We start from the raw sequence: 12,889 nt of genomic DNA, 5'->3' as shown, positions 1-12,889 counted from the left end.
TTGCCGCTTGCGGCGGGCTTTATTTGGTGTTAGAATAGAGAAACACAATATACTAAGTGTTTGGAGAAAGACAGATGAAAATAGACAGAGACGCTCCGGTAGGGGTGTTCGACTCCGGTGTGGGAGGGCTTACGGTGGCGCGGGAGATCATGCGCAACCTGCCTTCGGAAAAAATCGTATATTTCGGCGACACCGCCCGGGTCCCCTATGGAAATAAATCAAAAGAAACCATCCTCCGTTATTCCCGCCAGATCATCCGTTTTTTGCGGGAGCAGGAGGTAAAGGCAATTGTGGTTGCCTGCAACACGGCAAGCGCTTTTGCACTGGATGAAGTGCGCCATGAGCTGGACATTCCCATTCTGGGAGTGATCGAACCGGGGGCTGAGGTGGCTGCCCGGATAACTAAGAATAAACGGGTGGGCGTGATTGGAACTGAGGGTACCATAGGCAGCGGCATCCATGAGAAATATCTGAAAAAGCTGGACCAGGAGATCACCGTGATCGGCAAATCCTGCCCGCTGTTTGTATCTCTTGTAGAAGAAGGCTGGCTTCACGATCCTGTAACGGTGGAGGTGGCATCCAGGTATCTGAAGGAATTGCAGGAGCAGGAAATTGATACCCTGATACTTGGCTGCACCCATTATCCCCTTCTGCGCTCCACCATCGGGCAGGTGATGGGGGAAAAGGTACAGCTTGTAAATCCCGCTTATGAGACAGCCCTGGAGCTGGGGCGGCTTTTGAAGGAAAAGGACCTCGTAAGCACGGGAAAAGAACAGGAGGAATTTCCGTATCGTTTTTATGTCAGTGATCTGGCAGAGAAATTTAAAAGCTTTGCCAATTCCATCCTGCCATATGATGTGGAAATGACACAGAAGATCGACATTGAAAAATACTGATGCAGACCAAAAAGGAGCCAGGACTTATGGAAAAAGAAGTGCTGATACATGTGCAGGGATTGCAGATGCTGGAGGATGACGGGCAGGAGGAGCCTATTGAGATCGTGGTGCCGGGGGAATATTATTTCCGCAACGGAAGCCATTATCTGCGCTATGAGGAGATTATGGAGGATTTGCAAAAACCCACGATCAATTACATAAAGATTTCCCCCAGGGGGATGGAGGTGCGCAAAAAGGGACCGGTCAACACCCATATGGTGTTTGAGCAGGGAAAGAAAAACATGACCCTCTACAGTACGCCCTTCGGTACACTTCAGATGGGCATCTCCGCAACAAAAATGGAGCTGAAGGAAAGCGAAAACTGTATTGATATGAAGGTAAATTATTCGCTGGATATGAATCAGGAGCATGTGGCAGACTGCTGCCTGTCCATACAGGCACAGACCAAGGATCCGGCGGAATTTTCGCTTTAAGGGAGAAACAAAGGCTGCAGATACAGGCGGCAGGATTTTCATGGCAAAGGTAATACCAATTATCAAAAATAACCGTAAGTTTTTTAAGAGGCATGAGAGTGAAATCCCATGTCTCTTTTTTATGAAATTCAACAACCGCGCTTCGGCGGGGAGTGTTGTTCAAAATTGCAAAAGGAGGATGAGAAATTGCAAATCATTAGTGCAATATGCCGAGAAGCATATGATAAGATAACATCATCAACAGAGAGAAAGGAAGTGTTCCAATGGCAATAAAATGGATTGTAACCGATATGGACGGTACCTTACTGGACAGAAACGACAAAATCATGCCCATGACAAAGCGCTGTCTGAAGCAATGCCAGAAGCAGGGGATCAAGCTCATTCTTGCCAGCGGACGCAGCTATTCCAGACTGATGCCCTATGTGAAGGAGCTGGAAATGGAAAAATACGGCGGATGCCTCATCGAAGTAAACGGAATGGCGATCAACCATCTGGGGCAGGGCAAAAGGACCATTTTCGGACGCCTGCAAAAGCCGGACATCGAAAAGCTTTTCCCGGTATTGCAGTCTTTGGATGTGGAAGTGCAGTGCTATCAGGACATGAGCCTGTACAGTTGGATTCCAGAGAGCCAAATCCCTCTGAAGGAACAGGAGCGCAAAGAAAGAGCCGTTCCGGAGGATTACCCCTGGATCGGAGGAGCCTGGTCCTGGGTGACAGACAGCCGCAGCGGATATCCTGATCAGAAACGGATCTATTCCATAGAGGAGATCCCACAAGAGCTGAATAAGTTCGGCTGCCTTGGAGCACCGGAGCACATGGAACGAGTCTTTGAGATCCTGAAAGAAAAATACGGCGGCACCTATGAATTTGTCAGAACCTGCCCGCGTCTCATTGAAATCTCTCCAAAAGGGATCACAAAGGGAAAAGTCCTGAAACGCTATATGGAGCAGGAAAACGTCAAGCCGGATGAAGTACTTGTATTCGGTGACGGAGAAAATGACGTGGACATGTTCCGGCAGGTAACATACAGCGTTGCCGTAGGCAATGCGGCAGATTATGTAAAAGCCCAGGCATACAGGGTAACGGCAGGAAATTACGAAGAGGGCCTTGCAAAAGCGATCCCTGAGTTTGTAGAACTTCAGGAAGACTGGAAGGGGGTTGAAAATGAGTGAAAAACTGAAAGCCCGCCAGCTTGAGATGCTGAAGTATCTGGTGACCAGCACAAGCCCTCTGGACATCGGATTTTTTGAAGAAAAATTCCATAAAAGTCCAAGAACCATCCGCTACGACATGAATGAACTGAAAACACTCTGCGAGACAAAGGGAGTGGAGATTCGCTACCTTATCAAAAAAGGATTTTTTATTCCGATCTCCCAGAAAATGGCGTGCTCGGAAATCCTGATTGAACAAAAAGTCCAGGAAAATACAGGCTTTCTGCTGGACAGCGATGAGGAACGGTATAAAAAGCTTTATCTCTATTTTTTCACCAGGACAAAAAAGGTTACGGCAGACCAGGTAGCAGAGCAGTTTTTTATCTCCCGTTCCACTCTTTTAAGGCTTCTGTCGAAAATGGACAACCAGTTCAGGGACCTGGATATAAAGTTAATCAGCCACAAATCAGGAGGATACGAGCTTGTAGGGGAAGAGCTGGCGCTGAGACGCAGGGCAGCCGTCATCGTTGCAGAGCGGTTCAAGGGCAGCTACACGCCGGAGGACTGGAGTCTTTTGCTCCCCGAGCCGTTAAAGGAATTTACAAATCTCCAGACCATTATCTCCATAACAAACGGGATCAAAAAAATAAATGCCAGACATAACATCTGGATCTCCAACACCGCATTTTTGAACCTGCTTTCCTACTGCCTTGTGCGGAACATCCGGTTTTACCGCATAAAGCCGCAAGGAGACGTAGAAGCCGTACAGGATCAGGTCTCCCGGTACGCCTATGACCTTTTAAAAGAAATTTCCATTCCCGGGGACAACCTTTCCCTCCAGGAAGCGGAATATATGCAGGAGATCGTGGAAGAAAACGGCGTGGCAGGCAATCATTTTGGCTCAGAGGCCGATCTGATGCAGGGCATTCTTGGAGAGATGTTGGAAGTCATGAAGCCGGACCTTGAGGAGACGTTGGGCAGCTTTGACTTCGAAGGGCTGTACCAGGATCTTTACGGTCATCTGAAAAATGCCATCATCTTTGGAGAAGGGGAGAGGCAGCAGGAAGAAAATTACATCGTTATCCAGGAAATCAAGGAAAACTGCATGCCTTTTTATCTGGCGGCAAGAGAATGTGCAAAATTCCTGGAGGAAAGACTTCCGGCAAAGTTTACGGAAACAGAGATCTGCTACATTGCGGTTTATCTTTATAAAAACTGCCAGGAGCGGGAGGACAGCCGCAAAAACGTGCTGATCATCTGTGCCACAGGAAAGGGGCTTTCCCATCTTCTGTCCATTCGTGTGGCAAGGGTTTTCCCAATGTTGAATGTGGTAGGACAGGCATCGCCCTACCAGCTTTCCCTGAATGACTGCTGGGGGGATGTGGATTTCATCATATCCACAACACCGTTATCCAATGCGCGGGTTCCGGTGGTGAAAATATCCAGGATCCTTTCGCAGGATGACATTAAGAGGATCCAGGAATTTCTGGACTATGGAAAGCTCATTGACGAGATTCCGCTGAAGCAAAAAGATGAGGCTTCCTTTGGGGCAAAAGCAGACCCCTTTGCACTGGCGGAGACGCCTGGAAAGGAGTACAGCAGGCGGGAGCTTGTGTATGCAGCCAGCATGATAAGCAAGCTGATCCTTACACTGCTTGAATATACATCGAAGTTTCCTGAACGGTACCAGATGGGGCAGGACACACTCCTTGGCATGATCATCCATATGAGTATGGCAGTGCCCAGATGGTACGAAAGCCGTGAGGGATCGGCCAGCGAGGAATTTAATGCAGAGTACGCAAAGATACGCAGAGAGCACGGAGAGATTTTTGCCATTATGGAAAAATTCTTTCAGCTTGTGGAAAGCTCCCTGCAGGTGCGGATTCCTGTGGAAGAAAAAACAGCATTCTTTTTATACATCATAAAGGAGGATTGAAAAATGAAATCACTGCTTATTAAAAACGGGTTGCTGGTTTCCCCTGTGAACGGACACCGCCGCGATCAGGGAGACATTCTGGTAAAGAATGGAAAAATTGAAAAAATCGGCACGGATCTGGAAGCAGAGGAAGGGATGGAGGTCGTAGATGCGGCAGGCTGTATCGTAACGCCGGGGTTTATTGACATTCACACCCACTGTTATCCAAAGGCTTTTCTGGGGCTTGCGCCGGATACTCTGGGAATCGAAAGGGGAACCACCACGATCCTGGATGCGGGAAGCAGCGGAGCTGACAACTATGAGGACTTCCGGGAGAATTACATTGATAAGTGTAAAACAAAGGTGTTTACCCTTCTCAATATCTCCAAAGAGGGCCTGATCCATGGCCATGAGCTGGACGCACCGGAAAAGATCGATATTCCCGCCCTGGAAAAAACATTGGAAAAGTACGGGGACAATATCGTGGGCCTGAAAGCCAGAGCAAGCGCAAGCGTTGTGGGCGGGTTGGGCTTGAAACCCATTGCCATTGCTGCTGAGACAGCGAAGAGACTTGGCAAGCCGCTTATGGTTCATGTAGGCAACTACCCTCCGGCGCTGACAGAGGTTCTGAACCTTCTGGATAAGGACGATGTGGTGACGCATGCCTACCACGGAAAGAAAGGCGGCATTCTCACAGAGGAAGGCCATATTATCCCGGAAGCAATCCAGGCGAGGGAAAGAGGCGTTCTCTTTGATATCGGACATGGTGTGGCAAGCTTCAGCCTGAAGGTGTTCCAGAAGGCGCTGGCAGAGGGCTTTGACTGTGATTTGATCGGTACAGATCTGCATGTGGAAAATTATGAAGGCCCGGTTTATAACCTGGCTGCTGTTTTAAGCAAGGTGATCGGCTGCGGCGAGCCCCTGGAGGATGCTGTGGAGAAGTGTACCAGCGCTCCGGCAAGGCACTACGGCCTCACAGGGCTTGGGGAATTAACGCCGGGAGCCATTGCGGATTTTAATATTATGGAATTTACTCCATGTGAAGATATTGTGGAGGACTCCATCGGGGATCAGATGACCCTGAGTAAAAAACTGGTATTGAAAAAAACCATTTATAGCAGAGGTGAAGACAGTGAAATATTTGAACACGTTGCTGGAAAACAGTGAAATTGACGAGAGTGTCAAAGAAGATGTATTGAATTCTTACAAAGAAGTAAAAGAGGCATTTGCAGAAACAGGAATTAAGATGGATGACAACGCTGAATTTGTATTCAGCAACCATATTCTTGCATTGTTAAAGCGGATCAAGGCAAACGCCTTTGTGGAGGACATTGATGAAGAGATGATGTCAGAGGTTTCCGAGGAAGCCTTTGGTACTGCGGAAAAGCTTGTGGGCGGACAGTTTTCCAAGGAAGGACTGGCTGTGAACCGCTCCGAGGTATTTCTGGTAGCAACACATATAGAAATGGCAATGCAGAACGAAAAATAGATGAGACAAAGATAATAAAAAAGGAGGATATAAAAATGAGCAAAGAGGTATTAGTAGTGATCGGTCACCGTATGGGAAAGGGACAGGCAGTGGCAAGAGGCGTGGAAAAGGCAGGCGGAAAGGCGATCGTCATCCCGGGAATGGCAGCAGACATGAAGCTTGGAGATGTGATGCACGAAAACAACGCAGATCTTGGGATCAGCTTCTGTGGAAGCGGCGGAGCAGGCGCTCTGACAGCAAAGAATAAATACGGATATCCGGCAAAGGCTGAGCTTCGTTCCGTAGACGCTGCATGTACCGCTGTTGAGGAAGGCTGCAAGGTTGTAGGCCTTGGATTTTTGGATGTAGAAGAACTTGGAGAAAGACTGGTACAGACATACAGAAAAGTACACGGAGAATAATCATATGGAAAACCGACAGTTATTAGAAGAAACAAAGCACGAAGTTGTTGTAAAAGCCAATGGGACATCACTGGAGGACGCAGTGGGAAAATTGTTCCAGATCATGAGAAAAGAGATTTTCCGGGAATTCGGAAAACCGATCATTCAGATGGAAGCACAGGAGGTCTACTTTGAAAACGTTGATGTCCATCGGACAACAGAAAAGTTCATGTTTCTCTTTTGGCCGCGGGAAAAAGTAGATTATACCATCACTGCAAGAATCGTAGTGAATGTGAAATATCTGAATGTAACGAAGGAGGACTTATAAATGATACAGATCATTATTTATTCCATTATTATAGGCGTGATCGGCGGCGGATGTATCGCTGCCGGAGCAGCCCGTATGTTCCACGCGCCGGAGGTACAGGCAATGGGTGCATTCCGTACTTTAGGCGAGATGAACGCATGTAACGGCGACCCGATCGCACACTTTTCATTTGGTTTGGGCTTCTTTTTCTCCTCTGCCGCAGCAGCAGTGGGAACCGGAGCGCTGACCCAGGACGTTCTGCACAGAATCGTGCCGAACTGGTCTGCAGCAGCTCTTCTTATAAAGAACAAAAACCCGGAAGAAACCGTATGGAACCCGAGAAAGATGATGCTTGCCGGAGCGGCAGTAGGCGCAGTAGTTGTTACATTCTTAAACACACTGTCCCAGATCATTCCGGAGAAGCTTTCCCTGATCGCACAGAATGTACTGACTCCGGCTACAAGCTGGCTGTTAAACCCGGTAATGCCTGCTATTTTCTGGCTTGCAGCTATTGACGCAGGAAAAACTGTTGGTATGTGGGGAACCGTACTGGGCGGCGTTTCCGCATTGATCTCCGGCAACGCAGTTCCTGGTATCGTTCTTGGTATCCTGATCGGTAAATCCGCTGAGGAGAATGGTTATAAGAGCAATATCGTAAGAATCCTCATTGCAATCGTTGTAGTTATGTTTATTGCAATCGCTTACTTCAGAGGCTTCTTCACCCAGTTTGTAGCATAAGGAGGAATCAGTAATGGAAAAGAAGTCATTCGGACAGAAATTTGACGAATTTATGATGAAAGACAGTACCTTTATCTTTCTGGTAATGGGAGCTGCCGCTGCAATCTTTGCAGGAACTTATATGTTTATTACTTTTGGAACTGGTGCATTTAATGATATTTCCATTGTAGCAATGCTGACAGATGGTATAGACGGCGGAGACTATGCGGCAGCAGCAGGCTTTGCAGCCGGATTCCTCATCGCACGAGTATTGGAAGGACCTCTTGTAGGTTTGATGGATATCGGAGGAACTCTGCAGACAGGTATTGGTATCGGTGTTCCGGCCCTGTTCCTTTCCATGGGAATCAAATTCCCGTTCTCCAACTTCTTTGCAGCGCTGATCGTAGGTGCAGGACTCGGCCTTATTATGGGCGGTGTGATCATTATAATCCGTAAGCTGGTACCGGAAGGTGTTGCAGTAGGCGGAACAAGCATCATGATGGGTGCAGGAAATGCAATCGGACGTTATCTGGCTCCGCTTATCGTAGTAGCTGCAACCCAGTACAATGTATACGCAGGAATCGGTTCTATTGTGGGAGCAGCCATCTTCTACAAATGGGGCAAAGAGATGACAGGCGGTGCCATTCTGGGCGCTATGATCCTGGGTGGTATTTTCCTGTAAGATAAAGTGAAAGAGGCGATTAAAGTGAGTGTATATCAGGATATCGGGCTGCGCAGAGTGATCAATGCCAGCGGAAGAGTTACGATTCTGGGTGTGTCCACATTGAGTGACGAGGTTGCCCAGGCGGCGATCGCAGGCGGGCAGTCCTATGTGGTAATAGAAGAACTGATCAACCGGGCAGGAGAGATCATTTCCCAATATACAGGCGGTGAGGATAGCTGCGTTACCTGCAGCGCCTCCGCAGCCATCTGCCTGACTGTGGCAGGACTGATCTCCAAAGGGAAAAAGTCTATTATGGACAGGCTGCCGGATTCTACCGGGCTTGCCAATGAGATCGTACTGCAAAAAGGACACAGCATTGATTATGGGGCACCAATGCCCACCATGCTCCGGATCGGCGGCGGTGTTCCCGTGGAGGCGGGAACTGCCAATGAGGTTGTGCCGGAGGATATTGAAGAGGCAATTACAGATAAGACCGTGGCACTTCTGTATGTAAAGAGCCACCACTGTGTACAGAAAGGCATGGTGGATCTGGAAACTATGCGCGACATTGCACACCGCCATAATCTTCCGCTTATGGTAGATGCGGCTGCGGAGGAGGATTTCCGCAAATATATTGCAATGGGCGCAGATTTGGTGATCTACAGCGGTGCAAAGGCCCTGGAAGCCACCACATCAGGCTTTGTGACAGGCAAAAAGGAATATATCAGCTATGTAAAACGGCAGTACAAAGGCATCGGCCGCTGCATGAAGATCGGCAAAGAAGGCATCATGGGTCTTTTGAAGGCTCTGGAGCGCTATGAGAACAAGGACCGCCGGAAAGAGGTTGAGAGAAACCTTGAGATCGTAAAATATCTTTGCCAGAACATCAACGAGATTCCCGGCCTGAAGGCTGAGCAGATCCAGGATGAGGCGGGAAGAGCTATCTACCGTGCCAGAGTAACGGTGGATGACAAGGTATGTGACAAAAAGATGACAGATATCAACCGTGCCTTAAGAGAAGGCGATCCGATGGTTTACTGCCGAACAGAATTCCTGAACCTGGGCAAGCTGGATTTTGACCCGAGACCGTTGGTGGAGGGCGACAAAGAACTGATCATCAGCAGACTGAAAGAAATCATGGAGGGATAAGCATCATGGGAATTAATTATTATAATGACAGAGTGTGTTTAAATGTACTTGGAGGAAGCCTGAAAAACGCAGAGGAAATCTATGCTGCAGCAGAGAAACATGTGGAGGTTGGCGTACTCTCCGCGGATTATCCTGACGTTGCATCCGCAGTTGAGGATATGAAAAAATATATGGAGGTTCTGGAGGGAAATCTTTCCGTTGGTTTAGGCGGAGGAAATCCGGCACAGTGGAAGGCTGTGGGAGATATTGCAAAAGAAATCAAAGCCCACCATTTTAATCAGATATTTTCCGCAGTTGGATATACAAGAGCAAATGTAGGGGATGATACCTGCCACATCAATGCACTGGTTTCCCCTTCCGGAACACCGGGTCTGGTGAAGATTTCCACAGGACCTCTTTCCAAGGAAGCTGAACCTGCACTGATTCCGGTAGATACTGCCATCGCCATGATCAAAGAGATGGGTGGAAACTCCATTAAGTTCTTCCCGATGGGCGGACTGAAATGCAAAGACGAATTAAAGGCAGTAGCAGAAGCCTGCGCCAGAAATGAGTTTATCCTCGAGCCAACAGGCGGAATCACTATGGAGAACTTCCGTGAGATCATGGAGATCATCCTGGATGCAGGCGTGCAGAAGGTGATCCCGCATGTATACAGCTCCATTATAGACAAAGAGAGCGGCGATACCAAGACGGAGTGTGTAAAAGAACTTCTGGCAATCGTAAAAGAACTTGTGTAGGAGGAACAGAATGAAAAGCTTTCAGTATACAATTAAGGACGAGCTGGGAATCCACGCAAGACCCGCCGGAGCGCTGGTAAAGCTTGCAAAGGCTTCCGGCAGCAGTATGACCATGACCAAGGGAGAAAAAACAGTTGATGTCAGCAGACTGATGGCGCTCATGGGTCTTGGGGTAAAATGCGGAGACGAGATCACCGTGACCGCAGAGGGCGGCGACGAGGACGCGGCAATCGCAGAAGTTAAGAAATTTGTAGAGGAAAATTTGTAAAACACGCACAGACAATTGCCTGATATTAGTTCACGATCAGGTAAATCAGAAGAGGTCTTCAAGATTGCCGAAAGGTGGCCGGGAAGACCTCTTTTTGTGCGTCTCAGAAAAAAACGGTACCGCTGAATCACCTGAATATGGTGGTTTACGGTACCGTTTTGTAATTTTTATTTTTTCTTTTTGCCTTTTGAAGCATTCTGCTCCTGGACTTTTTCATCAGCAGATTTTTTCAGGCGGGCGAAAAAGCCTTTTTTCTTTTTCACCGGGGTTTCCAGGTTTCCGCGGATTCCTTTGACACCCACGATATATAAGCCGCTTACTTCTGCTTTGATCTCTTTCTTTACAGGAATCAGGTCGTAAACCTTTTCGTCTGCAATCAGAATAGAGATTTTCGGGCCGACCTTAGCTTTTACAATGGGAAGCTTGGAACGGCGCATAAGCTTCGGAGTCTGGTCAATAACCATCTGGGGCAGACCGGAATCCTTCAGGGGCATCCTCTTTTTATCGATAACCAGCATGGAAACGGTCTGTTTGCTGGCCTCGATCTGCGCCTGCTGTTCTTCCTGTTTCTTCTGGGTCTTTTTTCCGAAAAAATATAAGCCGATCAGTAAGCCTATCAGGACAACTAAAATCACCAGAAGGACGATTGTCACTGTACTCATATGTATCCTCCTATTTAATGTGGCATTGGTATATATTACGCGATGTATATTCTACCATTATTTCGGGAAAAAGGCAATTATTAAAATGGAAGAAAAAAGGATTGTGCGTGAAAAAGGTGGAAATTTATGCAGGGGCATACTATAATTGTAATACAGTGATTACAAAAGGGATAGTTTCGTCTGATATGGTAAACCATAAGGGGAGTGAACAGTCACACTACAACGATAAGGAGTAAGGGAACTATGGCGGAGAATAAAACAGGACAGGGCGAAGAGAAGGATGTCCTGACGGAAATCCACGACCCGATAAAACAGGAAGCTGACCGTGGGGAGACGGGAGAAAGCTTTGACAAAGAAATACAGGATCTTAGTACGGATAGACGGAACTTCTGGACCGACAGCGGAAATGAGGAAAGCAGTGACGAAGAGGGGGAAGCTGCTTTTTATGAGGCGCGGAGAAAAGAGCGGCATGAGCGGGCTGTCCAGCGCCGAAGGAAACGTAACAGAAACAGATTTATCGCAGCCATCCTGACCGCATTGATCGTTTTGGGCGGCGCGGGATATTTTCTTGATGACAGGATCGGCATTTCTCAGGGTGCGGAAACCCTTGTTGCAAAGGCAAGGGAGCTTTGGGCTGCCCGTGAGGAGGCCAGAGAGAAAAAGAAAGCAGAAGAGCAGGAAAATACTGTGGCGAAAAGTGATGGTTCAGCGGAAGGCGATGCTTCAGCCGAGAACGGTATCCCAGCGGAAGGCGATGATTCAACTGAGACAGACCCGGCACAAAACGGCAGCGAAAGCGGGACAGCATCCGAGCCGGAGGTACAGATCATTCCGCAGGCAGCGGCAGCAGGTGCAGGAGTCATTGCAGCGCAGTCCAACCGGGAAAATACGGTCCTTATGCAGGCTGAGAACTATGTTGTCCAGTATGATTACGACAGTGCGATCAACCTTTTGCAAAATGATGCTGCCTATGCCAGAAGTACACAGATGCAGCAGGCAGCAGCGCAGTATCAGCAGACAAAGGATTCCTGCGTTTCCTGGTCCCCGGAGCAGGTGACGCATGTTTTCTATCATTCTTTGATCGTGGACACATCCAAAGCCTTTGATGGGGATTACAAGGAGGCTGGCTACAATCAGATGATGACTACGCTGAATGAGTTTAACCAGATCACGCAGACCATGTACGACAGGGGCTACGTAATGGTGAATCTCTATGACCTGGCAAAGGTTAACGAAAACGGTGTTATGACAGCTCAGGAGATTCTCCTGCCTGAAGGAAAAACTCCATTTGTGCTGTCCCAGGATGACGTATGTTATTATCATTGCCAGGATGGGGATGGTTTTGCCACAAAGCTGGTGATAGATGCGGAAGGCAAAATCCGGAATGAGTACGTGGAGGATGACGGAAGCGTTTCTGTGGGTGACTATGATGTAGTGCCGTTGATCGACCGGTTTGTGGAGGCACACCCGGATTTTTCCTATCATGGGACAAAGGGGATCGTTGCGCTGACCGGCTACAATGGTATTCTGGGCTATCGCACGGATATCAGCTATCAGACCCGTCCGGATGACCTTTACGCAGACAAGCTTGCCTGGCTGGAGGCGCACCCGGATTTTGATCTGGAAACAGAAAGGGCGGGAGCAAAAACTGTGGCTGACGCGATGAAGGCAGAAGGCTGGACTTTTGCCAGCCATACATGGGGCCACAAAAACATGTCAGATGTTTCCATGGAGCGACTTATCACAGACACACAAAACTTTAAAGAAAATGTAGACCCGCTGATCGGAGGTACGGATATCATCATCTTTGCTTTTGGAGCGGATATCAATAAAGGACAGGATTACACAGGAGAAGAAAAATTTGATTATTTGAAATCTCAGGGTTATAATTACTACTGCAATGTGGATTCCAACCAGTATTTCGTCCAGATCCGGGACAGCTATTTCCGAATGGGTCGGCGGAATCTGGATGGTTACAGGATGTACTATAACCCGGATCTGCTGACAGATCTGTTTGATGCAAGTGCAGTATTTGACCCGGCACGACCTACACCTGTACCGCCTATGAACGGGGGATGATA

At 48.1% G+C, this 12,889-nt stretch carries 15 protein-coding genes; 14 read left to right on the top strand and 1 reads right to left on the bottom strand.

Annotation, left to right across the window (positions count from 1 at the left end; genetic code table 11):
- Positions 1-74: 74 nt before the first annotated feature.
- From murI to ACESZH_RS09010, 13 genes are all read left to right on the top strand, one after another.
- On the top strand, positions 75-896 hold the full coding sequence (murI, locus tag ACESZH_RS09070) for a glutamate racemase (protein ID WP_373214724.1): 822 nt from the start codon (positions 75-77) through the stop codon (positions 894-896).
- Between the two features lie 26 nt (positions 897-922).
- A complete protein-coding gene (locus ACESZH_RS09065; RefSeq protein ID WP_373214726.1) occupies positions 923-1,369 on the top strand; it encodes a DUF1934 domain-containing protein in 447 nt (148 codons plus the stop codon).
- A 263-nt stretch (positions 1,370-1,632) separates the two neighbouring features.
- Positions 1,633-2,541, top strand: coding sequence for an HAD family hydrolase (locus ACESZH_RS09060; protein WP_373214728.1), 909 nt, complete (start codon positions 1,633-1,635; stop codon positions 2,539-2,541).
- Positions 2,534-4,456 (top strand): PRD domain-containing protein, encoded by a 1,923-nt coding sequence (locus ACESZH_RS09055; RefSeq protein ID WP_373214730.1) that lies wholly within the window; start codon positions 2,534-2,536, stop codon positions 4,454-4,456. Before ACESZH_RS09060 ends, ACESZH_RS09055 begins: the two co-directional genes overlap by 8 nt.
- A 3-nt stretch (positions 4,457-4,459) precedes the next feature.
- A complete protein-coding gene (locus ACESZH_RS09050; protein WP_373214733.1) occupies positions 4,460-5,602 on the top strand; it encodes an amidohydrolase family protein in 1,143 nt (380 codons plus the stop codon).
- Complete coding sequence (locus ACESZH_RS09045) at positions 5,568-5,924, top strand: PRD domain-containing protein (RefSeq protein ID WP_373214735.1); 357 nt, start codon at positions 5,568-5,570, stop codon at positions 5,922-5,924. The genes ACESZH_RS09050 and ACESZH_RS09045 overlap by 35 nt, the downstream gene beginning before the upstream one ends.
- Before the next feature lie 35 nt (positions 5,925-5,959).
- Positions 5,960-6,325: an SFCGS family glycine-rich protein gene (locus tag ACESZH_RS09040; RefSeq protein WP_373214737.1), complete on the top strand. Its 366-nt coding sequence runs from the start codon at positions 5,960-5,962 to the stop codon at positions 6,323-6,325.
- A gap of 4 nt (positions 6,326-6,329) precedes the next feature.
- Positions 6,330-6,632 carry a DUF4312 family protein gene (locus ACESZH_RS09035; protein WP_373214740.1) on the top strand — a complete coding sequence of 101 codons (303 nt, stop codon included), beginning with the start codon at positions 6,330-6,332 and terminating at the stop codon, positions 6,630-6,632.
- Complete coding sequence (locus ACESZH_RS09030) at positions 6,633-7,349, top strand: DUF4311 domain-containing protein (protein ID WP_373214743.1); 717 nt, start codon at positions 6,633-6,635, stop codon at positions 7,347-7,349. It abuts the gene before it with no gap.
- 13 nt (positions 7,350-7,362) lie between these two features.
- On the top strand, positions 7,363-8,010 hold the full coding sequence (locus ACESZH_RS09025) for a DUF4310 family protein (protein ID WP_373214745.1): 648 nt from the start codon (positions 7,363-7,365) through the stop codon (positions 8,008-8,010).
- A 24-nt stretch (positions 8,011-8,034) separates the two neighbouring features.
- Complete coding sequence (locus ACESZH_RS09020; protein WP_373214748.1) at positions 8,035-9,141, top strand: DgaE family pyridoxal phosphate-dependent ammonia lyase; 1,107 nt, start codon at positions 8,035-8,037, stop codon at positions 9,139-9,141.
- A 5-nt stretch (positions 9,142-9,146) separates the two neighbouring features.
- Complete coding sequence (locus ACESZH_RS09015; RefSeq protein WP_373214749.1) at positions 9,147-9,878, top strand: KDGP aldolase family protein; 732 nt, start codon at positions 9,147-9,149, stop codon at positions 9,876-9,878.
- Between the two features lie 10 nt (positions 9,879-9,888).
- Positions 9,889-10,146 (top strand): HPr family phosphocarrier protein, encoded by a 258-nt coding sequence (locus ACESZH_RS09010; protein ID WP_373214751.1) that lies wholly within the window; start codon positions 9,889-9,891, stop codon positions 10,144-10,146.
- 167 nt (positions 10,147-10,313) lie between these two features.
- Here the strand turns inward: ACESZH_RS09010 and ACESZH_RS09005 are convergent, their stop codons facing one another.
- Positions 10,314-10,808: a hypothetical protein gene (locus ACESZH_RS09005; RefSeq protein WP_373214754.1), complete on the bottom strand. Its 495-nt coding sequence runs from the start codon at positions 10,806-10,808 to the stop codon at positions 10,314-10,316.
- 243 nt (positions 10,809-11,051) lie between these two features.
- Between ACESZH_RS09005 and ACESZH_RS09000 the strand changes: the two genes are divergently transcribed.
- Positions 11,052-12,887 carry a polysaccharide deacetylase family protein gene (locus ACESZH_RS09000; protein ID WP_373214755.1) on the top strand — a complete coding sequence of 612 codons (1,836 nt, stop codon included), beginning with the start codon at positions 11,052-11,054 and terminating at the stop codon, positions 12,885-12,887.
- Positions 12,888-12,889: the final 2 nt, after the last annotated feature.

The sequence above is a fragment of the Ruminococcus sp. 5_1_39BFAA genome (assembly GCF_964240875.1).
Lineage (GTDB): Bacteria > Bacillota > Clostridia > Lachnospirales > Lachnospiraceae > Blautia_A.
The sequence above is the reverse complement of the archived record's forward strand: the minus strand, read 5'-3'. Positions and strand labels throughout refer to the sequence as shown.